Origin of the sequence: Pseudomonas sp. FJ2-5-13, assembly GCF_029201605.1 — a bacterium.
GTDB lineage: Bacteria > Pseudomonadota > Gammaproteobacteria > Pseudomonadales > Pseudomonadaceae > Aquipseudomonas > Aquipseudomonas lactis.
Genome location: NZ_CP104045.1, coordinates 4,734,587 through 4,760,881 on the forward strand (window position 1 = coordinate 4,734,587; position 26,295 = coordinate 4,760,881).

16 protein-coding genes, 1 tRNA gene and 2 pseudogenes are annotated in these 26,295 nt (G+C 59.3%); 1 reads left to right on the forward strand and 18 read right to left on the reverse strand.

Going from position 1 to position 26,295, the window contains the following annotated elements; translation table 11 throughout:
- Positions 1 to 2: 2 nt before the first annotated feature.
- The 3 genes and pseudogenes from N2A98_RS27190 to N2A98_RS20925 form a co-directional block, all read right to left on the reverse strand.
- The gene (locus N2A98_RS27190) at positions 3 to 1,655 is read right to left on the reverse strand and encodes a DUF637 domain-containing protein (protein ID WP_345774693.1); all 1,653 of its coding nucleotides are present in this window, start codon (positions 1,653 to 1,655) and stop codon (positions 3 to 5) included.
- Complete coding sequence (locus N2A98_RS20920; protein ID WP_345774694.1) at positions 1,621 to 10,662, reverse strand: filamentous hemagglutinin N-terminal domain-containing protein; 9,042 nt, start codon at positions 10,660 to 10,662, stop codon at positions 1,621 to 1,623. Before N2A98_RS20920 ends, N2A98_RS27190 begins: the two co-directional genes overlap by 35 nt.
- 30 nt (positions 10,663 to 10,692) lie before the next feature.
- Positions 10,693 to 12,087, reverse strand: a pseudogene (locus tag N2A98_RS20925) (ShlB/FhaC/HecB family hemolysin secretion/activation protein); the annotation flags it as partial.
- Positions 12,088 to 12,158: 71 nt separating this feature from the next.
- Between N2A98_RS20925 and N2A98_RS20930 the strand changes: the two are divergent.
- A protein-coding gene (locus N2A98_RS20930; RefSeq protein WP_193791350.1) for an IS3 family transposase occupies positions 12,159 to 13,711 on the forward strand; the annotation gives its coding sequence in 2 pieces (ribosomal slippage) (positions 12,159 to 12,621 and positions 12,621 to 13,711; 1,554 coding nt in all).
- Positions 13,712 to 13,751: 40 nt separating this feature from the next.
- On the opposite strand, the pseudogene N2A98_RS20935 reads toward N2A98_RS20930, so the two are convergent.
- The 15 genes and pseudogenes from N2A98_RS20935 to aspS form a co-directional block, all read right to left on the reverse strand.
- Positions 13,752 to 14,081: pseudogene (locus tag N2A98_RS20935) on the reverse strand (ShlB/FhaC/HecB family hemolysin secretion/activation protein); the annotation flags it as partial.
- A gap of 400 nt (positions 14,082 to 14,481) precedes the next feature.
- Positions 14,482 to 14,557 (reverse strand) — tRNA-Lys (locus tag N2A98_RS20940).
- Between the two features lie 123 nt (positions 14,558 to 14,680).
- The gene (queE, locus tag N2A98_RS20945) at positions 14,681 to 15,328 is read right to left on the reverse strand and encodes a 7-carboxy-7-deazaguanine synthase QueE (RefSeq protein WP_044267830.1); all 648 of its coding nucleotides are present in this window, start codon (positions 15,326 to 15,328) and stop codon (positions 14,681 to 14,683) included.
- A gap of 164 nt (positions 15,329 to 15,492) precedes the next feature.
- The gene (gene ybgF / locus N2A98_RS20950) at positions 15,493 to 16,323 is read right to left on the reverse strand and encodes a tol-pal system protein YbgF (RefSeq protein ID WP_032895511.1); all 831 of its coding nucleotides are present in this window, start codon (positions 16,321 to 16,323) and stop codon (positions 15,493 to 15,495) included.
- A gap of 6 nt (positions 16,324 to 16,329) precedes the next feature.
- The gene (gene pal / locus N2A98_RS20955; protein WP_003193861.1) at positions 16,330 to 16,830 is read right to left on the reverse strand and encodes a peptidoglycan-associated lipoprotein Pal; all 501 of its coding nucleotides are present in this window, start codon (positions 16,828 to 16,830) and stop codon (positions 16,330 to 16,332) included.
- A gap of 55 nt (positions 16,831 to 16,885) precedes the next feature.
- A complete protein-coding gene (gene tolB / locus N2A98_RS20960; RefSeq protein WP_032874245.1) occupies positions 16,886 to 18,166 on the reverse strand; it encodes a Tol-Pal system beta propeller repeat protein TolB in 1,281 nt (426 codons plus the stop codon).
- Positions 18,167 to 18,183: 17 nt separating this feature from the next.
- On the reverse strand, positions 18,184 to 19,257 hold the full coding sequence (tolA, locus tag N2A98_RS20965; protein WP_003193863.1) for a cell envelope integrity protein TolA: 1,074 nt from the start codon (positions 19,255 to 19,257) through the stop codon (positions 18,184 to 18,186).
- Positions 19,257 to 19,709, reverse strand: a complete 453-nt coding sequence (gene tolR / locus N2A98_RS20970; protein ID WP_161793227.1) for a protein TolR — start codon at positions 19,707 to 19,709, stop codon at positions 19,257 to 19,259. The genes tolA and tolR overlap by 1 nt, the downstream gene beginning before the upstream one ends.
- A gap of 23 nt (positions 19,710 to 19,732) precedes the next feature.
- On the reverse strand, positions 19,733 to 20,428 hold the full coding sequence (tolQ, locus tag N2A98_RS20975; protein WP_003193865.1) for a protein TolQ: 696 nt from the start codon (positions 20,426 to 20,428) through the stop codon (positions 19,733 to 19,735).
- 1 nt (position 20,429) lies between these two features.
- On the reverse strand, positions 20,430 to 20,885 hold the full coding sequence (gene ybgC / locus N2A98_RS20980) for a tol-pal system-associated acyl-CoA thioesterase (RefSeq protein ID WP_003193866.1): 456 nt from the start codon (positions 20,883 to 20,885) through the stop codon (positions 20,430 to 20,432).
- A gap of 238 nt (positions 20,886 to 21,123) precedes the next feature.
- Positions 21,124 to 22,182 carry a Holliday junction branch migration DNA helicase RuvB gene (gene ruvB, locus N2A98_RS20985; protein WP_003193867.1) on the reverse strand — a complete coding sequence of 353 codons (1,059 nt, stop codon included), beginning with the start codon at positions 22,180 to 22,182 and terminating at the stop codon, positions 21,124 to 21,126.
- Positions 22,183 to 22,794, reverse strand: a complete 612-nt coding sequence (ruvA, locus tag N2A98_RS20990; protein WP_003193868.1) for a Holliday junction branch migration protein RuvA — start codon at positions 22,792 to 22,794, stop codon at positions 22,183 to 22,185. It lies immediately after the preceding gene.
- 70 nt (positions 22,795 to 22,864) lie between these two features.
- Positions 22,865 to 23,389, reverse strand: a complete 525-nt coding sequence (gene ruvC, locus N2A98_RS20995) for a crossover junction endodeoxyribonuclease RuvC (protein ID WP_019821257.1) — start codon at positions 23,387 to 23,389, stop codon at positions 22,865 to 22,867.
- Between the two features lie 171 nt (positions 23,390 to 23,560).
- A complete protein-coding gene (locus N2A98_RS21000) occupies positions 23,561 to 24,307 on the reverse strand; it encodes a YebC/PmpR family DNA-binding transcriptional regulator (protein WP_003193870.1) in 747 nt (248 codons plus the stop codon).
- Positions 24,308 to 24,442: 135 nt separating this feature from the next.
- A complete protein-coding gene (gene aspS / locus N2A98_RS21005; RefSeq protein WP_032895509.1) occupies positions 24,443 to 26,218 on the reverse strand; it encodes an aspartate--tRNA ligase in 1,776 nt (591 codons plus the stop codon).
- Positions 26,219 to 26,295 lie beyond the last annotated feature (77 nt).

The following is a 26,295-nucleotide window of genomic DNA, read 5'->3' on the forward strand; positions in this document are numbered from 1 at the left end:
TATTACTCCCAAGGTTTCCACTGACCACCCTCATACTTCAATCTGACGCCATTAGGATCAAAATATTTTTGATTCTTTGTAATAGTGCCCGGTGAAAATCTTATAGACGGATCAATAACTCGTATTTCCGTACCGTCCTTAAGCCCCAGCTTGTAGTAGTCGCCAGACCCGTGTGTTCCACCACCCGGATGATATTGAACCTCTTTGACAGATGCGTGGCCCTCTACTGTATAAGCTTGTGCTTTGCCTGAAGTACCAGATAGTGCTGGTTTTGGTATAACGGTCGCACCATCAAGGACCAGCGACTGCTTAACATCATCTATTGACTTCCCCCAAATACTAGAAGGCTTACCAACAATATCGCGAGGTATGCCAGCTTGGGCAGCAAGGTCGTTTTTCAACCCCTCTTTGGCTATCGGAGAGGTCGCGGGAATCTCCTTCCCAGCCGTACCAGTAGCTTTTGCCCCCGTCAACTCCACCTTAACAACCTTAGCAGTGACCTTTTCGACGAGCAAGGCCCCGCTTTTTAGCGCTCCCCCAACCCCCGTCCCAAGCGCCACCACGTCGCTTATCAGCTTCCCGGTTTCACGCCCTGCGTTAAAAGATCCACCCGCCCCAGCTCTTTCATACTCCGCTTCCAGATTGTCAATTCGTGCGATGTAGGACTGCTTCACCGCGTCCGAGACATTACCCAGCACATCCCCGCTTTCAAGCACTGATCTCAACGCCTGATACGTCTCTATCGGACTGACGGCAACTTCCAAGATACCCTTGACCGTATCCAGTAGCCCTTCCGGCACCCCAACCACTGCCCCACCCGCAAAGCTGGCGTCCTGCCCGGCGTCGATCAATTCCCACTTCGTATTGATCCTGAGTGTTTCCAGTGAATCTTTGCTTTCTTCCAGCTCTTTCGCTCTCTGAGCCTTTTGATGATCGCCCAGGTAGTTGTATTGCGTGGCATTCTTTGCCACCCACGCCCCAGTTTGCAGGCTTTCCGCATCCGCATTGCTCTGTACCGATGCCGCAAGCACACCAAGCAACTGCGAGTTCATGACCAGCAAACCTTTCTTCTGGTCATCGGGCATGTCGGCGTAATTCTTGGCAAGGCTATCCAGCAATGCCTCATTCACACCCGCTGCCAGAGCGCCTGTGCGGAAATCTCCTCCAGAAGCCTCAGCTGCCAACCCGCCCATCAAGGCATGTAGCCCAATCTTGGTAATGCCACCTTCTGCAAACCGGTTCTTGGAAATATCCCCGACCAGGTTGAATCCATAAGCCGCAAATGCGTTAGCCAAACTACTCTGCAACGCGTCGCCAAGACGGGCTTCGCCCCCGAGCGCCCGATCCACCAATAGTGATGTTCCGTTTTGCAGTACTTGGTTGGCCGTGAACTGCCCCACGCCTTGCCAAGTGCTCAACGGACTTACGGTGGCAACTGCACCTGAGTTGGGGAGTGCAGTGGAAGTACCTGTCTGAGTGCCGGTCCATTTGTCATAGACACCTGCAGTCAAGCCCGCAGTGACGCCGGACACCACGTAGCCTTTCATCGCGTCGCTGGAAGTGACATCCTTTAAGACGGTGCTCAGGTTTCCACGGTTATTGATGGCGCTGATCGCACCGTTACTCGCCATGCCAGCAAGCACGGCCCGCAGCATTGGCCCATCCGGCAGACGTGGCCGCAGTCCCAACAGCCGTGGCACTCGCCATCGATGTCCCCGAACCCGCTGCGGCAATTGCACCGCTGGCGGCCCCCATCGTGAAGTACGTAACGATGATCGCAATGATGATTTGCGCGCCGGCGCCCAAGCCTGAATTGCTGTATTTGAAACTGTCGTGCAGTTCTTTAACCTGGCGCCAATCCACGTCCCCACGCTGCTCGGCCTCTTTTAGCCAGGCCAGTTGCGGGTCGGCTTTGACCATCACATCAATCGTCTGGCTAACCGTATTTTGATCGATCTGCTTGATGTCAATTTTCAAGCCATCGACGGCTTTAATCACGACGCTGCCTTCTGCAATCATCTGCGTTTGGCGTAACGTCTCGTCGGTATTCCCCTTGCCCTTGGAGCTGGTCCAGGCGAGGTCGCCCTTGCTCTTGGTGTGGCTCTCGTCATGCAGATCCTTCACTGCCTCAAACGTCACCGCCCCACCGCTGACAATCGCAATATCCCCCCCACTCTCAAGCTTCGCCGCCTGGTACTTCTGATCCCCATCACTCTCCAGCGTCAAATCACCCCCAGTCTTGATTTCGCTCCCGATGTTCTTCACATCGGTCACTTCATCACGCTGAGTCTTCTTGCTGCCCCAACTGCCCTTCTTGCTCATGTCATACAGCGAGTAGTGGCTGTCTTGCGCCGCCAGCATTTGCAGTTCGTTATCCGCATGCACATAGGCTTCGTTGCCCGCGCTGATTTTGCTGGCGACTAGCGTGAGGTCGGTGCCGGCAATGGCGATCAGGTCGCCGCCGGCTTTGAGTTCGGCGCTTTGTTGGGTGACGTCGTCCAGTTGAGTGGTGGTTTTGGTGCCGCCTTTTTTGCCTTTGGAGTAGTCGTGTTGTTCGTTGGCGGCAGCAGCCAGGGTCAGGTTTTCGCCGGCTTTGACGCTGAGGTCTTTGGCGGAGCTGACGGTGCTGGCGACCACGGCGATGTCGCGCCGGGCGTCGATGGCGAGGTTGCCGCCCACGTCCACGGCAGAGGTGTGTTGCAGGATGGTTTGCTCGGTGCCGCTGATGCGGCGTCGTTGGTAGGCGTAGTCGTCCTGTTCGGTCTGGCTGGCGATCAGTACGTCACGCCCGGCGGTGACACTGGCGTTGCCACCGGCCTTGAGGTTGCTGCCGAGGTTGAGCACGTCGCGGCCGGCGTTCAGCTTGAGCGTGTCGGTGGCTTCGAAGCGTGAGGCTTCGCTGGCCACGTCGTTGCGCAGTTGGTAGCCCTGGCCGTCCTGTTTGAAGGTGGTGACGGTGCGTTCGTTGATGATGTCGCCGGTCACGGCGGTGGCGCTGATGTCGCGGCCATTGATGATGCCGCCACGGGTGTTGCGGATCGAGTCGGTGGCGAGCATTTCCAGGCGGTTGCCGGCTTGCATCAGGCCGCTGTTGTCGATGTTGCCGGCCACCATGTTCAGGTTGTTGGTGGCGCGCAGGGTGCCGCTGTTGCGCAGGTCGCCGCCGCTGATCAGGCTCACGTCCTGGCCCTGGATCAGCGCGCCGTTGGGGGCCAGGCGGTTGTTGGCCTGGGCCAGGTAGAGCACGGGGGTGAGGACTTTCTGGCCGTTGACCTCGGCTTCTTCCATCCACACGATGTCGTGGGTCAGCGCCGCGACTTGCTCGGCGGTGAGGGATACGCCCAGTTGCAGGTTGAGCGAGTCCTTGTACGAGATGGCGTTGTCCATCAGGTAGCGGAACAGTGCGTCGTCGCTGGCGAGGCCGTTGATGTAGCGTTGGCCGGTGCGGGCCACCACGGCTTCGCGGATCAGGCGCTGCTCGTACAGGCCGTCGCCCAGGCGCTTCCAGCTGGTGTCGGGGTTGTAGCCCAGTTTGCCGAGCAGGTAGTCGGAGCTCATGAACTGCTTGAGGTCGGTGAGCGCCGGGTTGGTTTCGATCAGGTATTTGTGGCTGTTGTCTACCGGGGTAATGTCCGGCATTCCTTGAACGCGGGTGACGGAGGGCGCGCGGTTGTCCAACGCCAGCGGGCCCTGGCCGTTGACTGCACCGCTGACGGGCTGGCCGTCGAGGCTGAAACCGCGTTCTTGCACGGCGGTGTAGTCGAGGTTTTTTTCGCGGTCGGCGGCGGTGATGACACGTCCGTTGACATTGAAGTCACCGGTAGCGGTATCCGCTTTACCCGCTGCACCGGCCTTCGCGGCCTGGCCGCTGAGACGGAATAGACCGTTCTCACCCGTTGGCAGGCTGAAGCCCGGCAAGGTCACTGGGTTGACCTGACGTTGGGCCAGGTCTGGCGGTAGTTGCGCGGTGATCGCCGGTTTTACCGTGGAGGCAAATACATCCGAGTTGGTGTTGCGGTTGGCCGCGGGGGTGTCGATGTTGGTGGCATTCGGGCGGATGACGCTGTTGTTGATTTCTTTGGTTGCGTTAACGGTGATCGATCCGGCTGCCTGGATCACCGCTTGGGCGATCACGCTGCCAGAGGTGGGTACGGTGTAGTCGATAGGTGATGTGAAGTAGGTATCCGAGAACCTCGTCTTCTCAATGAACTGGTCGAACGTGTACTGACCCGGCTTATAGTCACTTGAGCTGGGATCGTTGCTACGGTTGAACTGTTCGACTTCGCTCATCAGCAATGAGTAAGCCGACCGGTTACGCGTGTAGTAGGCGTAACCGAAATTACGCTGCTCACCGCCGGCAGCGCCGGTGTTGTTCAGCACGTCGGTGTTGATCAGGATGTTTTTAGCGGCCGATACCGAGCTGTAGAGGTTATCGAAGGTCTGGCTGCCCACCGTCAGGTCGCCACCGGCATTGATGAATGCGGAGGCGGAGCTGCCTTTGATGACGTCCTCATAGGTTTCGACGCCGCTGAACTTCAGCTCGCAGCCCTTGCCTTTGCAGTAGTCGTTGCCGTAGACACTGATGCTCCCGGAAACCAGGCTTTTTTCGGTGGTGAACTGGTCGCGCCGGTTGCTCAGGGTATCGGCCAGCAAACGCATATTGCCGTCGCTCTCCAGCGTACCGGAGACGTTTTCGATCAGCGCACTGCGCCCATTGGCATCGTCGCGGGCGATGTCGAGACCGCCCAGGCTGTAGACATCACCAAAGCGGTTACTGAAGTCGTTGACCCGCAGGGTCATGTCCTTGCCGCTGAACAGAAGGCCTTTTTCGTTGAGCAGATGGGTGGCGTTAAGGCGCACGCTCTCGGAGCCGCCCAGGGTGCCGTAGTTGTTCAAGGTGGCGGCGTTGACTGTCAGATCACCTACGGACGTCAGGCGACCACGGTTGTTCAGGACGTTGGTGCTCGTGATTTGAGTAAGCGCGCCACCGGCAATACGACCATTCTCGCCCAGGTCCAGGTTGGCCGCCGCGAGGGTCATATCGCCCAGGCTGCTGACCCGCCCGTTACCGCTGTAACCGCCTGTAAGGGTCAGTTTGAGAGTACCGTCACTGGCCAGCAGGCCGTCGTTGGTCCAGGTGTCGCCGATGCCGGTCAGGCTTTGCGCACCGAGTAACTGGCCGCTGGCGGTCTGGGTGAATTGGCCGATGTCGAGGTTCAGGCGCCCGGCCTGGATCACGCTGCTGTTGGTCCAGCTGGCAGCCTTGATGTCCAGTTGGCCGTTGGTGACGAAGCTGCCGCCGGCGCGGGTGACTTGATCGGACGTGAGGTCGAATTTACCGCCGCCAGTGTGGACGATACGCCCGCCGTTGTTATCCAGGCTGGCCGCTTGCAGGTTGAGGGTTTCGTTGGCGCTTTCCAGCGCGCCGAAGCGGTTATCGAACAGGCCCGTGGTGCGAATATCAGTGGTGCCAACCCGGCCCATGGCGCGCAGGTTGCCGCTGACGTTGTCGATGGTCTGCGCGACGAGGCTCAGGGTGTCGTCGCTTTCGATCAGGCCATTGCGGTTGCTCAGGGTGCCGGTGAGGCCGAAGTCAATGGTGCGCGCACCGACCTTGCCACCGTTGTTGGCCGCTGTGCCCTGGTTGTCGAAGTCCTGGGCGGTGACTTTAAGCAAGGTGTCGGCATACACACCGCCGCCCTGGTTATTCAGGGTAGTGGTGACAATCTGGCTGTCGCCGCCAAGGGCCGACAGATGCCCCAGTTGGTTGAGCAGCCCGCCTTTGGCTTCGATGTTCAACGACTGCGCCTGGGTGATGCCGCTGCCGTTGTTGAACAGCCCAGTGACCAGCTTGATCCAGCCTTTGCTGCTGTTGAGGATGCCACCTGCGGTATTGGCGACGCTGGCCGTTTCCAGGTCCAGGTTGCCACTGAGGCTGTCGACGCGACCGCCCTGGTTATTCAGAGCGCCACTGAGGCGCAGGCGGTTATCGGTCTGGCTTTGCAGCGTGCCTTGATAGTTGGTGAGGGTGCGGGCGGTAAGGTCGAGCTTGCCCTTCTGGCTAAACATCAGGCCGTCTTGCTGGTTGTGAACGTCACCGGCCAACAGCTTGATCACCAGGTCTTTCTGGCTGGCGAGTGTGCCTTTGGCGCTGTTATCCAGGTCGCCCTTGGCGAGGGTGAGGTCAAGGCGGTCCTGGCTGACCAGTTGACCGCCTCGGTTGTCCAGGCTGGCGGCGTTCAGCAACAGGGCTGCGCCACTGGCCAGGCGGGCGTTGTTGGCGTTGATCAGCGCACCACTGAGGGTGCCTTCCAAGGTGCCCTGGCTGATCAGTTGACCGCCGCTGTTGTCCAGGCTTTCACCGAGCAGTGAGAGGCTGGCAGCGTTGATCCGACCACCACGGTTGAGCATGTGGCTCTGAGCGTTATTGAAGTCCAAGTGCTGGGCTGCGGAGATCAAGCCGTTGTTGCTGTTTTCCAAGCGGCCGGCCACGTTGAGGCTGACATCAGCCTGGCCGGAGATGATCCCTTGATCATTGTTCAGGCTGCCCGCGATGAGGGTTTGTTTGCCCTGGCTGACCAGAGCACCCGCTGCGTGGTTATCCAATACACCTGTGAGGTCGGTGTGCAGGGTGCCGCTCTTGCTCGACAACGTGCCTTCGCCGCTGTTGTCCAGGCTGTCGCCGACCACCGTCAAACCATTCCAGCCGGAGATCAAGCCCTTGTTGGCGTTGACCACAGCATCTGCTTCAAGGCGCAATTGATCGGCACTGAGGATGACGCCGCGATCGCCGTTATCGATGCGTTTGGCGGCCACGGTGAACGCAGTCTGGCTGGAGATTTCGCCTTGTTCGCGGTTGGTCAGGTTGGCCAGGCGTGCGAACGTCAGTGGGCCTCTGGCGCTGATCAAGCCTGCGCTGTTATCGAGGTTCCCGCCTTGCAGGTCGAGGGTTACGGCGCGCTCGCCGATCAAGCGGCCCTGGCGCTGGATCAGCTGTTGGACGATGAGCGTCAAATCACCTTTGGCTGAGATTTCCCCATCCTGGCTTGAGTCGACTGTTTGCCCGGTCAGGGTCAGGTCCGCCTGGCTATTGATCAACCCGGCAGTGTTATCGAGGTTGGCAGTGGTCAGGTTCAGCGCCTGTTGGCTGCCGATCACACCCGTGCGGTTATCCACATTGGCGGCAGTGACTGTCTGGCTACCGTCGCTGACGATTCGTCCGCCTTGGTGGTTATCCAGCGCGCCGGTGTTGAGGGCCTGGTGCGTGCCCGCCGAGAGGCGGCCCTTGTCGCTGGTGTCCAACGAGCCTGCGTTAGTGGTCAAGGCTGTGGCAGCGGAAATAAGCCCTTGGTTATGGTTGTCCAGTGCGCCGGTGACCTTCAGGTCCAGCGTGCCCTGGCTGGCGAGTGCGCCACCGGCCTGGTTGTCCAGGCTTTCGGCTGCCACTTGCAGAACGCTCTTGGCGGACAGTACACCTTCCACGCTGTTATCCAGCGCTTTGGCAATACGTACCTGCAGGCTGTCGCCACTGATGACTTTGCCGCCGCGGTTATTCAGCGCATCGGCCATCAGCAGGAATGACTGGGTGCTGGAGATTTCACCGCCCTGGCTGTTGTCGACGCTGCCCAGGTTGTTCAGTAGTAGTTGACCCGGTGTTGCGATCAGGCCGTGGTCACGGTTGATCAGTTGCCCATGGTTCAAGTCCAGTTCGATGCCGGTATTGCTGACCAGCTCACCACGGTCATGTTGGTCCAGCCCATTCAGGGTTGCCTTGACCGTGGACTTAGCGAAGATCGAACCTTGTTGGCTGTTGTCCAGTTGCCCTGCGTTGAGGGTGATACCAGCATCACTGCTGATACTGCCACGCTGGCTATTGTCCAAGCCGGCACTGCGTACATCAACCTGTTGCTTGGCGCTGATCACGCCGCCTTTACTGTTGTTCAGCGCAGCACTCACCAACGTGGCCGAGCCATCGGCCAGCAATTTGCCGGCCTGATTGTTCAGTTGGCCCTGCGTGGTGATCGACAGCGCATTGGCCGCCGACAGAATGCCGCCCTGGCTGTTGTCCAACGTGCCAACCTTGACCGCCAACCCGCCCTCGCTGAGCAGCGTGCCCTGCCCTTGGTTGAGCAAGGCGCCGGTAAGGGTGATGCTCAGGTCTTTTTGGCTGGTAACGCGGCCACCTTGGCTGTTGTCCAGTTGTGCGCCGCTCAGCACAAGGCTCTCGCGCCCCGCCAGCAAGCCTTTGCTCTGGTTGAGTAGGCGTTGCACCGTGAGGGTCAGTCCGCTGTCGCCAATGACTTTGCCGGTGGTGTTGTTCAGTTGGTCGGCAACTACCAGCACCTTGGCCTGGCTGGAGATCTCGCCCTGCTGGTTAAGGATGGTCTGGCTGCTCAGGTCCACGCCTTGGGTGGCCGCGACAAGGCCGCCGTTGCGGTTGTCCAGCGAGGTGCCGCGCAGTGTCAGGGCACCGTCGCTGACGAGTTCGCCCGCTTGTTGATTTAGCACACCGACCGTTGCCTGCAAGTCGCCCTTGGCGCTGATACGACCGGCGCCGTTTTCGAGCCGGTTGGCGTTGAGGGTCAGCGCACCATCGCTGCCCAACTTGCCGCCGCTGCTGTTGTTCAACTGGTTCAGTTGCACGTGTGCAGTGGCCTTGGCGCTGATCACGCCTGCTTGGCTGTTATCCAGATCGCCGCCGGTGAGGGTCAACGCATCGTCAGCAATCACCAAGCCGCCTTGGTTGATCAGGGTGTCGCCGCGCAGCGTCATTGTGGCTTTGCTGGATACCAGCCCGCCCTGGCTGTTGTTCAATTGCCCGGCGGTTATTTGCTGAGCACCCTGGCTGGCCAGGTTGCCTTCATTGCGATTGTCCAGCAGCCCGGTGACGGTCAGGTTCATCAGGCCTTGGCTGGCGATGGAACCTTTGTCGCGGTTATCCAGGTTGGCCGCCTGTACCGTCAGCAGGCTGGTGGCAGAGAAAATCCCCAGGCGGTTATCGATGGCACCGCTGGCGGTCACGTTGAGGTTGCTGCCCAGCAACTTGCCGGAACGGTTATCCACGGTAGTGGCGGCCACGGTGGTCTGGTTGGCGGAGATTTCACCCGCTTGGTTGCTCAGTTGCCCAGCGGATACATGGGCTTGCGCCTGGCTGGCGACCAGACCGTTATCGTTAGTCAGTTGGCCTGCGTTGAGCGTCAGGTTTTTCAGGCCGATCACGCGACCGCTCTGGTTATCCAGCGCAGCGGTTACCGTAACGTCGGTGCTGTTTTCGCTGTGCAGCAAACCGTTGGTGCGGTTATCCAGGCCGGTGGCCGTGACCTTGAGCGAGTCCGTACCCAGTACACGACCGCCGCGGTTGTCGAGTTGACCGGCGTTAATCACAGCGGTGGTACCGCTCAGTGTACCGCCTTGATTGTTCAAGGTTTGGTTGGCTGTCGCGATGACGGTTCGGCTGGCGACCACACTGGCGCTATTGCTCAGGTTCGCCGCGTGCAGGCTGACATCGCCACTGGCATTGCGGCTTTCATCGGCGTTGACGCCGGCTTCGATGATGCCGCTGTTGATCAGCGCCCCACCGCTGGTCACGGTGATGCTGTCGCGGGCCGCCAGGCTTTTCTGGTTGCTCAGGCCTGCCGTGGTTTGTACATCGATTCGCGTGCCGGCATACACAGCCCCAGCAGCGTCCAATTGACCGGCCTTGATCACCACCGCTTCGCTGGCTTTGGCATTGGCCAAACTCAGTCGTCCATTGGCATCGAGCTGAATATCACCGCCACTGGCCATTAACGTACCGTCGAGCTTGACGCCCACCCCGGCCTCGGTGCCCACCAGTTTGATCGCCCCGGCATACATCCCGCCCAACGCCGTCGAGTCAATCGCCAGCTCCGGCTTGGCACTGCCGTCATCGGCGCGGGCAGTGGCTTGCAGGCTTTTAGCATCGACATCATTACGACCGGCAACCACGCTCAAGTTGCGCGCGTTGATCTGCGCATTGATCTTGGCCGAGCGAGTAATGATTTCGAAGCGGTCGACGTTGTCGGCATTCAAGCCCTGGCCGTCGATGGTGACGGCGCCGCCATCGACCTGGTAACGCTGCAGTTGGCCGCTTGCATCGAGTATTGGTTTGCCGGTGGTCAGGGTGACGTTGGGGGTGTTGATGAAGCCGCAGCCGCTGCAGGTGATGCCGTAGGGGTTGGCGACGATGACCTTGGCCGACTGGCCCGCCACTTCGGTGTAGCCGCGCAGTTGGCTGGGGCTACCGCCGTTGACTTCGTTGAGGATGATATTGGCGGCGCGGCCTTGCAGGTTCGGGTTGCCGAGGATGAGGCCGCCCAGTTGCGTCGATTGAGTGCGTTCGGTGGCGTTGTTGAGGATTACGCCGTTGGCGCCGACGTTGTAGTCCTTGAACTGGTTGTGGGACAAGCCACTGCCATTGGGGGTGGCGATGTTCACCACCGGCACGCCATTGCCCGCCGCGCCCACGGTGGTGCCTGGCGCGCTGACCACTATGCCTTCGGCTTGAGCCAGCAGCGGTTGCCAGAAAAGGGCGTTGGCCAGGATCAGTGCCAGGCCACGTTTGGGCAGGCCGAGGAACGCGTCACGGCTTTTCAGGGCAGCAGAAGGCTGGCGAACCAGGAAGGCAAATTGGCGAACATCCATTTCAAATTCTCGTTGCAACTGGGCGTTGAATTACAGGAAGAAATCCATACGGAAGTAGATCGGTGCTTCGCGCTCAAGCAGCGCGGCCGGCCTTTCCAGCGAGTGGGCAAAGGTCACGCTGGTGCTCACGTGTTGGCCGCGGGCGAACAGCTCAAGGGAGTTGCTTGAGACGCGGCCGTGCACCTCGCCGCTGTAGCGACCATTGCGGATCACGCCCTGGTCGTAGCCCACGCTGGCACCGTACTCACCGAACACCGGGCGCAGCCAACCGAGCGTGACCGGGCGGCTCCAGCGCAGGTCATTGCGCCAGTAACCGCCGCTGTCGCCGGTCAGTTGCTGGTCCTTGTAGCCGCGTACCGACGCCGAGCCGCCGAGGCTCATGCGCTGGGGGCTGAAGAGCACGTCTTCACTGCGTTGGCCGGTGGCTAGGCTGGTGAAACTGAACGACTCGCCCCACAGCGTGAAGGGTTGCAGGTAGCTGACGGTGGCGGTGTATTTGCGGTAGCGGGAATTGGCCAATCGATTGCCGTTCTGATCGCGCTCATGTTGCGCCTGGGCATCGAGCAAACCGATGCCGTCCTGCATGCCGAGGTCAACGTTGACAAACGCACTGCCAACTCGCCGACCGTGGTTGATGCCCCACTGCAACTCGCTGAGCCGATTGCTGCTGACGGCCAGGCGGCTATCTTCGATGTAGTTGTTGGTGCGCAGGTGGGACAGGCCGACGTTGAGCGAGGTTTTGCTCAGGGCGTCGCGGTGGATCACCCGTTCAGCGCGCAGTTGGTGGTTTTCACTGTCGCCGGTTTGCTTGAAGTCAAAGCCGTCGCCTTGGGCAACCGAACGGTAATCGCTCTGGTTATAGCTGTAGCTGAAGTTCCACCAGCCCCACGGCACGTTGTAGTAGAGCATCGCGTTCTTGGAGGTTTTCTGGTGGTCGCTGACGGCGTCATGGCCGCCGCGCAGAATCAGTTGGTCGGCCAGGCCCAAGGGGCTATCCCATTCAAAGCCGGTGCCCCACTGCTGTTCGCCGGTGCTTTTCTGGCCATCGTTGTTGCGCGACAGGCTGGCGCGCCAGGGCTTCTGCGGGTTGTTTTTGACCAGCACCGAACTGCCGCCCACGGCATCGCCTGGGGTCAGTTCCATTTGGGCTTGGTTGGATGGCAAGCGGTTGAGCTGATCGACGGCCTGCTCGATTTCCCGCAGGTTCAATATCTCGCCGCTTTTGCCGGGAAAGGCCATGGCCAGTTCGCGATCCGACAACTTGCTGCTGTCGGCGCCCTTCAGGCCTTCAAGCTTGCCTTCCACCACCAGCACTTGAAGATGCCCCTTGGACATATCTTGCTGGGGCAAGTAAGCGCGGCTGGTGACCAGGCCTTTGTCGATGTAGAAGTCGGTGAGGTCTTTGAGCAAGGCGTTGAGTTGTGCCCCCGGTGTCAGGGTAGTTGTCGTGTCCCCCGCTTTTTGAAAAGCATTCCGGGGGCGGCAAGAGTATGGTCATGCCTTTCTATTCAGAAGAACGTAAAGCTGCGCTGCTGAAAATGATGCTTCCGCCCCTGAGCCTCTCGGCGGCGGAGGTCGCTCGGCGCGAAGGTTGTAGCGATATGTCTCTCCATTATTGGCGCAAACAAGCTGCCGCCAGAGGAACGCAATTGTCCGATGCCAAGCAACCGGCCGAAAATTGGTCAGCCGAATCTAAGCTGGCGATCATCATAGAAACAGGTTCGCTATCGGAACTGGAAATCGGTGAGTACTGCCGACGAAAAGGTATTTTTCCCGAGCAAATAACCGATTGGCGCAACGCTTTTATCGCCGGCAGCACGAAACAGTCAACCGCGAAAACTGCAAGCTCCGGACAGTCACGGGATGATAAAAATCGTATCCGTGAACTTGAACGTGAGTTGCGCCGCAAAGATGCAGCCCTGGCTGAAACAGCGGCCTTACTGGTACTACGAAAAAAGCTCAATGCCTACTGGGGGAGCGACGACGAGGCCACCTGACCTTGTTGCCAGAACGGTATTTACTCGTTGATTGGCTTAATGAAGCCATTCTGGCGGGCGCCCGCAGGGCGCCTGCTTGTCAGGAGGTAGGCATTTCACTGAGGACACTGCAACGCTGGAGCTTGCCGCAAGAACTCTTGGCAGATGGACGCACGACGACGCTTAGGCCGATACCGAACAACGCGCTCAGTGAGCTTGAACGGCAAGGCATCGTGACGCTGTGCAACAGCAAAGCCTATGCGCATCTCCCGCCAAGCCAGATCGTGCCGCAATTGGCCGATGAAGGAAGATATGTAGCCTCGGAGGCGACTTTTTATCGTGTGCTGCATGCGGCAGGTCAGCAGCATCACCGATCTAGAGCCAAGCGACCGCATCGCCATGAGGCACCGACCACTTACGCAGCGACTTCAGCTAATCAGGTGTGGTCATGGGACATCACCTACTTGCCGTCCCCGGTTCGCGGGAAATTTTACTACCTCTATCTGATCGAAGACATCTACAGCCGAAAAGCCGTGGGCTGGGAAGTTTATGAAGCCGAGAGCGGGGAAAAGGCGGCAGCGTTGCTGCAACGAAGCGTGACTCAGGAGAAGTGTTGGCGCCAGCCGCTGGTGCTTCACTCGGACAACGGTGCACCGATGAAATCGGTGACGTTACTGACCAAGATGTATGACCTGGGCATCACGCCGTCTCGCGGTCGACCACGGGTTAGCAACGACAACCCGTACTCGGAATCACTGTTCAGGACACTGAAATACTGCCCGCAGTGGCCACAGGCGGGGTTTACCAGCCTGGATGATGCGCGTATCTGGGTGAGGAATTTTATGACCTGGTACAACACCGTGCACCGTCATAGCCGGATCCGCTTCGTAACACCGGCTCAACGTCATGAAGGAAAAGACCGAGAAATCTTGGCTCGTCGAGATGCGATATACCGGCAGGCCAGAGAGAAAAGACCGGAACGATGGTCAGGAGAGACACGCAACTGGAACCCTATCGGAACGGTGTATCTGAACCCTGAAAGGGAACTGACCGTGGTAATAAAAATCGCGTAGCGCGACGGTGGACGCGACAACTACCTTGAAAAACGCCGTGTGAAACGCCCAGGCATTGATTGGTGTACGGCTTGAGCAGACGCGCGCGCTGAGTGACAGGCAGGTGCTCGGCACCTTGCAGTTCAATGGTCTGGATCGGAAAGCAACGGCTGTCCACCGGGGCCGCCGGAGCTTCGGGCCTGGCCTCTTTGCCGGGCAGCTCTTTGAGCTGTTCCAGGCGCCGCTGCTGATCTTCCAACAGGCGATTTTGCCGTTCACGGATCAGGTCCTGATCACCCGGGAGGGTTGCCGCCATCACGCTGTGGGAAACGAGGCAGGCAAGCAGGGCAATACTCAGTGAATACCGAGTCCGTGGCAGTTGGGAAGACATGTTCGATCCATCGAATTTACGAAGGGTGGCAAACTAACATCGTCCGCCCCTCACGCCAATAAACCGACTAAACTTTAGGAAATTTCTTAAAAAATTCGTAAGTAGCTGACGCAGAAGAAAAATAAACAAACAGGAAAGAATTTTGTTTGCAGTTCCGGGTGAGTTTCCGACCAGCGGTATCAGGTTTGATACACATTGAGGGCGCATACGAACGTCCGGACTATTCGGTCAGCACCGGTCCGCGTATGAATATTTGAATTTAAGGAATGCTTTTTGGACTGCGACAGAATCTGAGCAAGGGATGACTCAGCGTCGACTCGGACCTGCCAAATGACAGGCAAAAAAAAACCCGGAAATCCTCACTTACGTGGGCCTTCCGGATTTTCTAAACCGCCAAAAATGGTGGGTCGTGTGGGATTCGAACCTACGACCAATTGGTTAAAAGCCAACTGCTCTACCAACTGAGCTAACGACCCGCTGTGTGGTGGCGCGTATAATACTGATTTCTAAGGATTATTCAACACCTTATTTTAAATAAATCAGAAAAAACGCATTTGAACGGTAATTCGGTGGGTAGAACGCCTCTCGCAGCCGCCTGATCAGCGCCCTGGCTCGTCGTTCCACAGGTACTTGTGTAGCTGCAATTGCAGGCGCACCGGCAGGTTGTCCGCCACTACCCAGTCGGCCAGCTCCCGCGCATTCAGGTCGTGGTGGCTGGGCGAGAACAGTACCTCGCCCGCACGGCGCTCCAGGCCATACTGGATCAGCTTGGAAGTGGCCCAGTCGTAATCGTCGCGAGAACAGATGACGAACTTGACCTGATCGTTGGCCGTCAGCAAGTCGATGTTCTCGTAGCGGTTGCGGTGGACTTCCTTGGAGTCCGGGGTCTTGAGGTCGACGACGCGGCTGACGCGCGAATCGACCGCAGAGATGTCCAGGGCGCCGCTGGTTTCCAGTGAGACCTCGTAGCCGGCATCACACAGTTGCTTGAGCAATGGGATGGCGTTGGGTTGCGCCAAGGGCTCGCCGCCCGTCACGCAGACGTAGCGCGGCCGGTAGCCGGCAACCTGTTCCAGGATGTCGTCGAGGGTGCGCACGGTACCGCCGCTGAAGGCGTAGGCGCTGTCGCAGTATTGGCAACGCAATGGGCAGCCGGTGAGCCGTACGAATACGGTGGGCAGGCCAGCAGTGCGCGTTTCACCCTGCAACGAGTAAAAGACTTCGGTAATACGTAATGTGTCTTGCATAGTCGCCACGGGCGTAACAGCTAAACAGGCTGTCCGCCTCCGTCAGGCACTTCAAGGGATTGCGCCAACGCGTCAACCCCAGGAAGCGTGTTTCATAAAAGGGCGTGGATTCTAACGAAAAAACCCGCGACAAGCGCGGGTTTCTTCTAAACGGGCTGCATGGCTTACAAGCGTTGCAGGTCCCGTTGGGCCAACTGAGCCGCGGAGGTACCCGGGTACTGGGCAACCACCTGCTGCAGAATGCCTTTGACCTTGTCGGTATGACCCAGGCGGCGTTCTACATCAGCGAGTTTGTACAGCGAATCCGGAACCTTGGCATGCTTGGGGTACAGCTGGCTGACCTTGGCAAAAGCCTGGCCCGCTGCTTGCAAATCACCCTTTGCCAGGTTGACCTCACCCAGCCAGTACTGGGCATTGCCCGCGTATTGGCTGTTAGGGTATTTGCGCAGGAAAGCGGTAAAAGCCTGGCTGGCTTTATCGAAATCCTTGGCCTTGATCAGGTCGAAGGCTGCATCGTAATACAGTTTTTCCTTCGCTGGATCACCCGGCTCGCTGCTCGCAGCAGGGGCGGCAGCAGCGACCCCCGCTGCGGCGCCACCGGCAGCGGCACTGGGTGCGCCACCGGCAGAAGAATTATCAGGAGTAGCGGCAGGTGCAACACCGGCTCCAATACGACGATCAAGATCCTGGTATCGCTCCAGGCCTTCTTGCTTCAGCTGACGCACTTCATTTTGCAGAACTTCAATGGTGCCTTGTTGCTGCGCCAATTGATCCTGCATGCGTTGCAGCTGGTTGAACAGCTCGCCCTGTGCCGAGGGAGCGGACGTAGCCGCTCCCCCCGCATAGGCGCCGTTCGTGCCATAACCTGCTGGCGGATAACTGCTCCCGCTATTGTTATAGCCTGAGTTGCTATCCGTTACAGGAACCGCAGCCCACACCGCAAGCGGTGCGAAGCTGAGAGCCAATACAGTTAGAGCACGACGGCACGTTCGCATGACGAATTACTTACGCAGTTCGACGCGACGGTTCTGAGCCCACGACTGTTCGTCGTTGCCAGTTGCAACTGGACGCTCTTTACCGTAGGAAACCAGTTCCAGTTGGCCTGGAGCAACACCTTGCAGTACCAGGTAGCGCTGAACGGCTTTCGCACGACGCTCGCCCAGAGCCATGTTGTACTCACGAGTACCACGGGCGTCAGTGTTACCTTCCAGAACAACGCGAGCGCCGTTAGCTTTCAGGTCCTTGGCGTGAACGTCCAGAGCGCGCATGGCTTCTGGCTTCAGGTCCGAACTGTCGTATTCGAAGTAGAAAGTGGTGATAGCGCGCAGAGCAGCTTCTTCGCTCAGGGAGCCGTCGACCGCACCAGTGTTGGCGCCGTAACCAGCGTTTGGATCAACAGCTGCGCCTTCACCGGCATTGTCGCCGCCTTTAGAGGAGCAACCAACGGCTACGGACAGAGCCAGAGCCAGAGCAGCAAACTTACCAAACTTCAGCATTTCCATCGTGAAACTCCTAATGAACCCCAGTGTGTTAAGTACTTCTTTTTGTAGCGCCGCGTCAGTTCAGGTAAGGGGACCAGGATGGTTCTCTGACTTCGCCTTGTGCGGTAGGAAGTGGGAGCCTTACGCGTCCATTGATGGACACGAGCATCAAGACTCCCCGGCCCTGCTGGCGGGTGGCGTAGATTACCATGGTGCCGTTGGGCGCAACAGTGGCTGACTCATCAAGGTTGGTATCTGTAAGGATTTTTACGGTTCCGCGCTGCAAATCCTGGGCCGCAACCCGGAAATTAGTGAAACCATCCTGACGGTGAATCATCACCAACGTCTTTTCATCGGCCGAAAGCTTGGGGTTGGCGTTGTAGTTACCAATAAAGGTCACACGTTCCGCACCGCCGCCGTTCACATTTGCCTTGTAGACCTGAGGCTTGCCGCCACGGTCGGAGGTGAAGTAGATGGTCGAGCCATCCTTACCCCAGAACGGTTCGGTGTTGATGCCCGGGCCGCTGGTCACGCGCGAGAGCTGACGCGAGGCCATGTTCATCACGTAGATATCGGGGTTGCCGTCCTTGGACAGCACGAAAGCCAGGCGTGAACCATCCGGCGACCAGGCTGGCGCACCGTTGAGGCCTTCGAAGTTGGTGATCTGCTCACGACGGCCAGTATCGATGTGCTGCACAAAGATGCGCGGGCGACGCTGTTCGAACGATACGTAGGCAATACGCTTGCCGTCCGGCGCAAAGCGCGGCGACAGGATTGGCTCACGGGACTGCAGCAAAGTCACTGCGCGTGCACCGTCGTAGTCCGAACGCTGCAGGGTGTAGCGGGTGTTGTCTACAGAGAAACGCTCAGCCGTGACATACAGCAGGCGCGTCGAGAACGCCCCTTTGATACCGGTGAGTTTTTCAAACGACTGGTCCGAGATGTAGTGGGCCATGTCGCGCAGTTGTTCGGCGGTACCCGATACGCTGCCGGTCAGAACCTGCTGCTCGGTGGCCACGTTGAACAACGTGTACTGGATCTGCAGGCGACCGCCGGCCGGCGTGATGCTGCCGACCATGAGGTACTGGGCACCGACCGCCTTCCAGTCACGGAAGATGACTTCGCTGGCCTGGGTTGGCTGGCTGATCATGTTGCCTTTTGGAATCGGCGCGTAGTAACCGGAGTTACGCAGGTCGTCGCTGACGATCTGGGCCATGTCGTCCGGCAGCACGCTGCCGCCCTGCCAACCGAACGGCACGACTGCAATCGGTGTGGCCCGATCACTGCCGCTGGTTACCAGGATGTTCTTTTCATCTGCCGCCGCTATCCCTGCCATACAGCAAATAACGACAAGCATTCCTCGAAGAAGGTTTCTCACAAGGCTAGATCCTCAGGTGTGAATGTCATCTTGAATGAACGATAGGGAGCGAAGTCACTTGGTTTCATTCCCTGCATCTCGGTCAACCGGCCAATGTTCTTGACCGCGGCAACCGCCGAACTGTCGAACGAACCGTCACCACTGGACTTGGCCACGCTGACCGAAGTCACCGTACCGTCCGGCAACATGCCGATCTGCAGCACTACTGTCATGCCTTTACGTGCCGAAGGTGGACGTGTCCAACCTTCTGCTGCCCGCGCCCGAATCAGGTCGTCGAAACTGCCCGCGACTTCATCGCCACGCTCATCGGCCAAGGCTTGCTGACGCTGCGGCGTGTCGGAAAGCAAATCTGCCAGGGCCTGGGCCTTTTTCTCTTCGGCGGATTTGCGCGCTGCTTCCTGGGCCTTCTTCTTGGAGGCGTCGGCGGCAGCTTTCTTCTTCGCTTCGTCGGCGACTTTCTTCTTCGCCTCGTCTGCTTCAGCTTTTTTCTTGGCGTCTTCGGCGGCTTTCTTCTTCGCGTCTTCGACGATCTTTTTCTTGGCTTCTTCAGCGGCCTTTTTCTTGGCCTCTTCTTCGGCAGCCTTCTTGGCTTCTTCTTCCGATTTCTTCTTGGCTATATCAGCCAATTGTTTCTCTTCGGCCTTTTTCGCTTCGGCAGCTTTCTCGGCTTTCTTGGCTTCATCAGCCTTTTTCGCCTCGTCGGCCTTCTTGGCTTCGTCAGCCTTTTTCGATTCCTCGGCCTTTTGAGCCGCCTCTTCTTTCTTTTGTTCCGCAGCAGCCTTCACCGCTTCCTGCTCGACCTTCTTCTGTTCCATCTGCTCGACTTCAGTCTGGCGCGCGGCCGACTTCTGGGCCTCACCCGCAATCTTCTGATTGGTCTGGGTGGTGGCCTGGCTTTTCGATTTCAGCTGATACAGGGTCGCCTGCACGATCGGCTTGGCTGGCGGCAGGTCCGGCGTCATGGCAAAGCTGACGAACAGCATGCCGAACACCAGGACGTGCAGGGCAATTGCCCACACGCCAGGCCAGAAGTAGCTTTCCGAGGCGGACGGCTCTCGCTGTTGCTGCATCAGGGCGCCTCGGTAATCAAGCCAACGTTACCGACGCCGGCCTTCTGCAGCCCGCCCATGGCACCCATGACGGAGCCGTAGTCGACCGATTTGTCGCCCCGGATAAACACCTGGGTGTGCTTGCCGCCTTCGTTGCCGGAGCGAATGATCTTGGTCACCGCATCGGTCATGGCCGGCAAGGTCAGGGCCTTGTCCTGCTGCTTTTGCGTGTCGACTTCGCTGCCAAGGTTCCAGTAATAGGTCTTGTCAGCCTTGATCGAAATGGTCAGGACCTGAGTGTTGTTGTCCTGCGGCAAGGCTTCACTGGAAACCTTGGGCAGATCAACCTTCACGCCCTGGTTGAGCATCGGCGCGGTCACCATGAAGATCACCAGCAGTACCAGCATCACGTCGATGTAGGGCACTACGTTCATCTCGGCGACCGGCTTGCGCTTTTTGCGAGCTCGAGCGATTAAAGCCATTGGGAATTACCTGCTTATTCTTCGCTGGTGTGCACTTTACGGTGCAGGATCGCCTGGAATTCATCGGCGAAGGTGTAGTAACGGCCGATCAAGGTTTCGCTGGTGGCGGCAAAACGGTTGTAGGCGATTACTGCGGGGATAGCGGCGAACAGGCCGATCGCGGTGGCGATCAAGGCCTCGGCAATACCCGGGGCCACGGTGGCCAGTGTGGCTTGCTGCGCCTGGGCCAGGCCGCGGAAGGAGTTCATGATCCCCCATACAGTACCGAACAGGCCGATGTACGGGCTGACGGAACCCACGGTGGCGAGGAACGGCAGGCCCTGCTCAAGTTTCTCTTCTTCGCGGGAGATGGCCACGCGCATGGCACGGGCCACGCCTTCCATCACCGCTTCCGGGTCTACACCAGGCTGCTGGCGCAGACGGGAGAATTCCTTGAAGCCGGCACGGAAGATCTGCTCGACGCCCGAGTCCGGGTCCGGGTTGCTGCCGGCCTGGCGGTACAGCTTGGACAGGTCGATACCCGACCAGAAGCGCTCTTCAAAGCTCTCCAGGGCACGTCGACCGGCACGCAGCATGTTGCTGCGCTGAAAAATCATGACCCAAGAGGTAACCGATGCGGCTACCAGGGTCAGCATGACCAGTTGAACCACGACACTGGCATTGCTGACCAGGCTCCACATGGAGGAATGGTCGACGACGGTAGGTTCCACGCTAAATCTCCTGCTTTGATTGTTGACCCGCGCCGCTCACGGCGGCAAAGGCCGCACGTAGAGTTTCGGGAATGGCCCGAGGTTTCAAGCTGTTGGTGCGCACACACGCCACCAGGAACTGCCCCTCACAGAGCAGCGTTGCATCCGTGGCCCGCCTGACCTGCTGTTTGAAACGCAGGCTGGCACGGTTCAATTCGATGACTTCGGCACTGACCAGCAATTCGTCGTCCAGTCGCGCCGGTGCGTGGTAACGCGCCTCGCTGGAATGCACGACGAATAACAGGTCCTCGCCTACCAGCTCGGACTGGGCAAAACCCAACTCCCGCAGCCGCTCGGTTCGAGCCCGTTCCATGAATTTCAGGTAATTGACGTAATAAACGATGCCGCCGGCATCGGTGTCCTCGTAATAAACGCGACAGCGATGTGCGAACGACTGATCCCCGTTTTGCGCGCGCATACTCTAGTGCTTACTCCTCAGGTTGCCAATTGGCTGGGCAACTGTTTTTTCATTCCTGAACGCTTTCAAATGACGACGCCAGACACTGGGACAGCACAAAGCTCGGATAAATCACCCCACACGACAAATACCCTGTAGAAGCGAGCTTGCTCGCGAAGAACCTGAGCGCGCCACGTATAACCAGACATACCGCATTATCGTTGGCGTTTTTCGCGAGCAAGCTCGCTCCTGCAATTTTTTAATCGTCTACTGCATCGAGGAATTCGTCTACCACGGGCATCTCTCCCAATCGTGACGGAATGTTTAGCCCAAAGTGCAGGTAAGCATGGCGCGTCACCACCCTGCCCCGCGGGGTTCGCATGATGTAGCCCTGCTGGATCAGGTACGGCTCCAGCACATCCTCAATGGTATGGCGCTCTTCACTGATGGCCGCGGCCAGGCTGTCCACGCCGACCGGGCCACCGTCGAATTTCTCGATCATGGTCAAAAGTAGGCGTCGATCCTGGTGATCGAAGCCATGCTCGTCCACATCCAGCAGGTTCAAGGCCAAGTCCGCCACGGCCTTGGTGATGTGGCCCTTGGCGCGCACCTCGGCAAAGTCGCGCACGCGGCGCAGCAGGCGGTTGGCGATTCGCGGCGTGCCACGAGCACGTCGAGCGATTTCAAAGGCGCCTTCCGGGTCCAGGGGCAAGCCAAGGATACTCGCCGAACGGCTGACAATGGTCGCCAGATCGGCGGTGCTATAGAACTCTAGACGTTGAACAATGCCGAAACGGTCTCGCAGCGGGTTGGTCAGCATGCCCGCACGGGTGGTCGCGCCCACCAGGGTGAATGGCGGCAGGTCGAGCTTGATCGAGCGGGCCGCCGGGCCTTCGCCGATCATGATGTCGAGCTGGAAGTCTTCCATGGCCGGGTACAGCACTTCCTCGACAATCGGCGACAAGCGATGGATCTCGTCGATGAACAGCACGTCATGGGGTTCAAGATTGGTCAGCAGCGCCGCCAGGTCACCCGGCCGTTCCAGCACCGGGCCGGAGGTGGACTTGATCGACACGCCCATTTCCTGGGCGATGATATTGGCCAGGGTGGTCTTGCCCAACCCCGGCGGGCCGAAGATCAAGGTGTGGTCCAGGGACTCACTGCGCCCGCGCGCGGCCTGGATAAACAGCTCCATCTGCTCGCGCACGGTGGGCTGGCCGATGTATTCGGCCAGGCTCAGCGGGCGGATGGCCCGGTCCTGGACTTCTTCACGGTCACGCGGGCCGGTGGCCGCGATCAGACGATCGGCTTCAATCACTTAAATCATTCCCTTCAGGGCACGGCGAATCATGTCTTCAGCGCTCAGGTTCTTGTCCTTGATGGCCGATACGGCCTTGCTGGCTTCCTGGGGCTTGTAGCCCAGGGAGATCAGCGCATTGACCGCATCGCTTTCGGCGCTGGCAACCTGGGCCGCCGGCATATCCGGCTGGTTCGGTACCAGGGCGAACATGCTCGGTACCACCTCCCAGGCTTTGAAGCGGTCCTTGAGCTCGACCAGCAAGCGCTCGGCGGTCTTCTTGCCCACTCCCGGCACCTTGGTCAGGGCCGAGGTGTCCTGGGCGGATACGGCACGCACCAATTCATCCACTTCCAGGCTCGACATCAAGGCCAGGGCCAATTTGGGCCCCACGCCATTGAGACGAATCAGCTCGCGGAAGAAATCGCGGTCGCGCTTGCCGATGAAACCATAGAGTAGTTGCGCGTCTTCACGCACCACCAAATGCGTGTGCAAGGTTATCGGCTCGCCGACCGACGGCAGGCGATACAGGGTGGTCATGGGCACTTCCAGCTCATAACCCAACCCATTCACATCCAGAATCAGGTGCGGCGGCTGTTTCTCAGCCAGGGTGCCGCGCAAGCGTCCAATCACGGTTCAGATCCTTAAAGCTTGGGGGTCAGTTCAAGGCCTGACCGCAAAAATAACGATTGCGCTGATGCTATCAGAGACGCAGGCGCCCGCCACGACTACGTGCTGCGCCCAAGCCGTGAGGCAGCAGGCTGGAACGGGTGTGCGCATGGCAAATGGCGATGGCCAGGGCGTCCGAGGCGTCGATCTGCGGCTTTGAAGTGAGCTTGAGCATGTGCATCACCATCATCTGCACCTGCTCCTTATTGGCACCACCGGTACCGACCACGGCCTGCTTGACCTGGGTCGCGGTGTATTCAGCGATCTCCATGCCCTCCTCGGCACCCGCCACGATAGCGGCGCCACGGGCTTGGCCAAGCTTCAACGCCGAGTCGGCATTCTTGGCCATGAACACTTTTTCGATGCCCATGGTGACCGGGCCGTAGGTCTGGATGACTTCACGCACGCCGCGATAAACGATCTGCAGCCGCTCGGCCAACTCGCCGGCACCGGTGCGGATGCAGCCCGAGGCAACGTACACACAGCCGCGCGGGGTCTGCTGCACCACGCCAAAACCGGTGATGCGCGAACCGGGGTCGATACCTAGGATTAAAGTCATAACGCCTGCGGGTTGGATTTACAACGGTATGTGCCAGGCACACATTTGTGTAACAGCATAGAACCCCTGTGGGAGCTGGCTTGCCTGCGATGCGGGCACCTCGGTGCTTCTGCCAAACCGAGGTGATGCTATCGCAGGCAAGCCAGCTCCCACAGGGGATATTCATCGCTCTTAAGTGAGCTGCTCGGCCACAGACTCAGGAATGTCGGCATTCGAGTACACATTCTGCACATCATCCAGGTCTTCAAGCATGTCCAGCAGCTTCAGCACCTTTTGCGCACCGTCCAGGTCCAGTTCGGCACTGGTGGTCGGCAGCATCACGATTTCCGCGTCGGTGCCGTTGAAACCAGCGGCTTCCAGGGCGTTACGCACGGCGTAGAAGCTGGCGAACGAGGTAAATACATCGATAGAGCCGTCTTCGTTGGTCACGACGTCATCGGCATCCGCTTCCATCGCGGCTTCCATCAGCGCGTCTTCATCGGTGCCGGGTGCGAAGGTGATCTGCCCCTTGCGCTCGAACAGGTAGGCTACCGAGCCATCCGTGCCGAGGTTGCCACCGCATTTGCTGAACGCATGGCGCACCGCAGCGGCGGTACGGTTGCGGTTGTCGGTCATGCACTCAACCATCACCGCCACGCCGCCCGGGCCGTAGCCTTCGTAGGTCAGCTCGACCATGTCGTCAGTATCGGCCGCACCGGCACCACGGGCCACGGCGCGGTCAATAATGTCGCGGCTCATGTTCGCGCCCAACGCCTTGTCCAGCGCCAGGCGCAGACGCGGGTTGGAGCCCGGGTCACCGCCACCCTGGCGGGCTGCGACGGTCAGTTCGCGGATCCACTTGGTGAAGATCTTGCCCTTCTTGGCATCCTGACGCTCTTTGCGGTGCTTGATGTTCGCCCACTTGGAATGGCCAGCCATAACACAACTCCGAAATTCTCTAGAAACCTTATCAATCCCGCCCAGGCGAGATTTCCCTCTTTTAAACGCAAAGGCGCATCCGAAGATGCGCCTTTTTGACTGCGTACAACCTTATCGCGCTTTCACGCTGCAGCCTTACTCAGCCTTCGGCGTCTCGCGCAGACGGATGTGCAGTTCACGCAAGGCCTTGGCATCCACCACACCCGGGGCCTGGGTCATGACGTCCGCAGCGCTCTGGGTTTTCGGGAAGGCGATCACTTCACGGATCGACTGGGCGCCGGTCATCAGCATTACCAAACGGTCCAGGCCGAACGCCAAACCACCGTGCGGCGGTGCGCCGTATTTCAGGGCGTCGAGCAGGAAGCCGAATTTCTCTTCCTGTTCCGCTTCGTTGATGCCCAGCAGGCGGAATACCGCTTGCTGCATCTCTTTGCGGTGGATACGGATCGAACCGCCACCCAGCTCAGTACCGTTGAGCACCATGTCGTAGGCACGGGACAGCGCGCCTGCAGGGTTGGCTTCCAACTCTTGCGGGGAGCACTTCGGCGCAGTGAACGGGTGGTGCAAGGCGCTGAAGCTGCCGTCGTCGTTCTCTTCGAACATCGGGAAGTCCACAACCCACATCGGTGCCCATTCGCAGGTCAGCAGGTTCAGGTCGTGACCGAGCTTGATACGCAGCGCGCCCAGGGCTTCACTGACGATCTTGGCCTTGTCGGCGCCGAAGAACACGATGTCGCCGTCAACCGCACCGACGCGATCAAGGATCGTGTTCAGGTTGGCTTCAGGGATGTTTTTCACGATCGGCGATTGCAGGCCGTCGACGCCGTTGGCGCGCTCGTTGACCTTGATGTACGCCAGGCCCTTGGCACCGTAGATGCCGACGAACTTGGTGTAGTCGTCGATCTGCTTGCGCGGCATGCTCGCGCCGCCAGGCACGCGCAGGGCGGCGATACGGCATTTAGGGTCGTTGGCCGGGCCGCTGAACACCTTGAAGTCGACGTCCTTGAGCTGGTCGGCCACGTCCACCAGTTCCAGCGGGTTACGCAGGTCTGGCTTGTCGGAACCGTAGCGGCGCATGGCTTCTTCGAAGGTCATGTGCGGGAATTCGCCGAACTCCAGGCCCAGCACTTCCTTGAACAGGTTGCGGATCATTTGTTCGGTCAGGCCCATGATCTCTGTTTCATCGAGGAAGCTGGTCTCGATGTCGATCTGGGTGAATTCCGGCTGGCGGTCAGCGCGCAGGTCTTCGTCACGGAAGCACTTGGCGATCTGGTAGTAACGGTCGAAGCCGGCCACCATCAGCAGTTGCTTGAACAGCTGTGGCGATTGCGGCAAGGCGAAGAAGCTGCCGGCGTGGGTACGGCTCGGTACCAGGTAGTCACGCGCGCCTTCCGGGGTGGCCCGGGTGAGGATCGGCGTTTCGACGTCCAGGAAGCCGTTTTCGTCGAGGAAGCGGCGGATGCTGGTGGTCATGCGCGAACGCAGGCGCAGCTTCTCGGCCATTTCCGGACGACGCAGGTCCAGGAAGCGGTAGCGCAGGCGGGTTTCTTCGCCCACATCGGAGTATTCGTTGAGTGGGAACGGCGGGGTTTCCGACTCGTTCAGTACTTCCAGCTCATAGCCCAGCACTTCGATGCCGCCGGACGCCATGTTCTTGTTCACGGCACCGGCCGGACGCAGGCGTACCTTGCCGGTGATCTTCACCACGTATTCGCTGCGCACGCGGTCGGCGGCGGCAAAACTCTCGGCGCGGTCCGGGTCGAACACCACCTGGGCCAGACCATCACGGTCACGGATATCGAGGAAGATCACCCCGCCGTGGTCGCGGCGACGGTGAACCCATCCGCAAAGGGTGATTTCCTGACCTTCCAGGGTCTCGTTCAGTTGGCCGCAATAGTGGCTGCGCATCATGGTCGTGGTTTCACTTCTCGTAATTCGAAATTCGGTGGCAGGCCTGCCTCGTCACCGTACAGTTAAGCAGGGGACGG